The 1,951-nt window shown below is 40.1% G+C and carries 5 protein-coding genes; 4 read left to right on the top strand and 1 reads right to left on the bottom strand.

Annotation, left to right across the window (positions count from 1 at the left end; genetic code table 11):
• Window positions 1-236: 236 nt before the first annotated feature.
• The 4 genes from O9332_RS27065 (at window position 237) to O9332_RS27050 (ending at window position 1,883) form a co-directional block, all read left to right on the top strand.
• Window positions 237-881, top strand: a complete 645-nt coding sequence (locus O9332_RS27065) for a DUF3782 domain-containing protein (RefSeq protein ID WP_002764157.1) — start codon at window positions 237-239, stop codon at window positions 879-881.
• A 198-nt stretch (window positions 882-1,079) separates the two neighbouring features.
• Window positions 1,080-1,322, top strand: a complete 243-nt coding sequence (locus O9332_RS27060; RefSeq protein ID WP_288028122.1) for a type II toxin-antitoxin system HicB family antitoxin — start codon at window positions 1,080-1,082, stop codon at window positions 1,320-1,322.
• A gap of 19 nt (window positions 1,323-1,341) precedes the next feature.
• Window positions 1,342-1,560, top strand: a complete 219-nt coding sequence (locus O9332_RS27055) for a type II toxin-antitoxin system HicA family toxin (protein ID WP_002764516.1) — start codon at window positions 1,342-1,344, stop codon at window positions 1,558-1,560.
• Between the two features lie 89 nt (window positions 1,561-1,649).
• Window positions 1,650-1,883 (top strand): hypothetical protein, encoded by a 234-nt coding sequence (locus O9332_RS27050; RefSeq protein WP_052588157.1) that lies wholly within the window; start codon window positions 1,650-1,652, stop codon window positions 1,881-1,883.
• On the opposite strand, the gene O9332_RS27045 is transcribed toward O9332_RS27050, so the two are convergent.
• Window positions 1,817-1,951, bottom strand: a 135-nt coding sequence (locus O9332_RS27045; RefSeq protein WP_147068792.1) for a transposase, incomplete at its 5' end; no start/stop codon positions are given. The two genes, O9332_RS27050 and O9332_RS27045, sit on opposite strands and share 67 nt — an antisense overlap.

The raw sequence follows: 1,951 nt of genomic DNA, 5'->3' as shown, positions 1-1,951 counted from the left end.
CCAAGCTTTTCTGGTCGGAACCCCCTAAGCCGAGTTTTCAAGGTGCTGCGCCGTCCACTTGGTTTTCGAGACTGGCCTTTTAATTCTAACGTAAAGCCAACCTAGAACGGCGGGGTTTCAGACCCAAAATTTCCGATGAATGTTTCAGTGAATTAACACCTGTCCAAAAAATGACTGGTAATTTGGTAGTACAATTATAGTAATCAGTAAAATAAGGAGGATTAAAGTAAATAACTATGTCTCAACCGATTACCATCGAAGATATCTATAAACTTTTCGAGAAAACTAACGAAAAGTTTGAACAATCACGCCAAGAATACGATCGCCGGGCGGCCGAAGCCAAGGACGAAGCCGATCGCCGGGCAGCCGAATACGATCGCCGGGCGGCCGAAGCCAAGGCCGAAGCCGATCGCCGTTTAGCACAGCTAGAGAAAACAGTGGCAAATACCAGTCGTGCGGTGGATAGTTTAACCACTCGCTGGGGAAGATTTGTCGAGGAATTAGTGGAACCTGCGGTTATTCGCCTATTTCGTGCGAAGGGTATCGATGTCAAAGAAACCTACAGTCGCGCCAGGGTAAAACGCCAAGGAATCGCCATGGAGATTGATATTTTAGCCGTCGATGAAACCGAGGTAGTTTTAGTCGAATGTAAGTCTCGTTTATCGAAAGATGATGTTAATGAATTTCTAGAAAAATTAAGTCGATTTAAAGAAGCATTTCCCCACTATAAGAACTATCAAGCTTATGGTGCAGTGGCAGGAATAGAAATAGATGAAGGAGTAGATCGTTATGCCTATAAACAAGGTTTATTTGTGATTAAACCATCGGGAGAAACAGTAGAAATAATTAATGATTCTGGCTTTGAGCCTAAGTTATGGTAAAAGAATGATGCTCCCATCATAATTTTTTTCCCCCCTTCCCGTTTTCTTAATACTTTCTTTAAGGATTGGCTGAAAGCATTGCCCTGAAAGGCTTGGAAAAATAGGAGTTCGGGCGATTCGGTTGAAGTAGCGATCGCTCAAAGGGATAAATTACTATGTTATACTGGGAAAAAACGAAATAATCAATCAAAGAAAGCTATGATCCAAGAATATCTTAATAAAGCGATGGAAACAGCCCATTATGAATTTTTAGAGGATAATGAGGGATTTTATGGCAACATTCCCAATGCTCCGGGAGTTTGGGCAACCGGAGAAACCCTAGAAGCTTGTCGTCGGGAACTCTTAGAAGTCTTAGAAGAATGGATATTATTGGCAATTAAATTAGGTCATCAATTGCCAGAATTTGACGGTTTATCTTTAAAAATAGATTTAGTCGCCTAACATTTATCTAAGTTGAATCATGCCTTATTTTGGTGCAATTTCTCGTTCTAATTTAATTTCAGCTTTCCATAAAGCAGGATTTCAAGGTCCCTACGCAGGGAAAAGACACCAATTTATGGAAAAGAATGGCTTAAGAGTCCGTCTTCCCAATCCTCATCAGTCAGATATTAGTATTAATTTACTCAGTAGAATTCTAAAACAAGCTCAAATTTCTAAAGATGAATGGGAGAAATTGTAACTAGAACTTATGCCATTCCCCTAGATGGGGGTGAAATAATGGGTATCATACATAATAAGAGACGATCTTCATGAAACAGGTCATAGAAAATGCCTACCATAAAAATTCAAGCCCAACTATCTAAAGAAGACTTACTAGAAGCCGTCGAACAGTTAAGCTTATCTGAATTAGAAGGTTTTTTTCAAGATATAATTGCGCTAACAGCGAAACATCATGCCCCTAGTTTATCAGGCTCTTCGTTACCCTTTACGCTAAATCAACAGACAAGATGCCAAGACAACATACTTCTAACCCAAAAATTCCGAAAGTTTCTCAAGCCATAGCCTCTCCGTTTTATTAGTTTAAGTTTATTGTTGATTCCCTCGACCACCCCATTCGTTGTCCTTCGCTC

The sequence above is a fragment of the Microcystis sp. LE19-10.1B genome (genome assembly GCF_027530565.1).
GTDB classification, from domain to species: Bacteria; Cyanobacteriota; Cyanobacteriia; order Cyanobacteriales; family Microcystaceae; genus Microcystis; species Microcystis aeruginosa.
This window is presented reverse-complemented; position numbering and strand designations above follow the sequence as displayed.

Excerpts from the sequence above, each read along its gene's own strand:
- O9332_RS27065 (WP_002764157.1), top strand. The coding sequence starts at position 237 with ATGTCTCAACCGATTACCATCGAAGATATCTATAAACTTTTCGAGAAA.
- O9332_RS27060 (WP_288028122.1), top strand. The coding sequence starts at position 1,080 with ATGATCCAAGAATATCTTAATAAAGCGATGGAAACAGCCCATTATGAA.
- O9332_RS27055 (WP_002764516.1), top strand. The coding sequence starts at position 1,342 with ATGCCTTATTTTGGTGCAATTTCTCGTTCTAATTTAATTTCAGCTTTC.
- O9332_RS27050 (WP_052588157.1), top strand. The coding sequence starts at position 1,650 with ATGCCTACCATAAAAATTCAAGCCCAACTATCTAAAGAAGACTTACTA.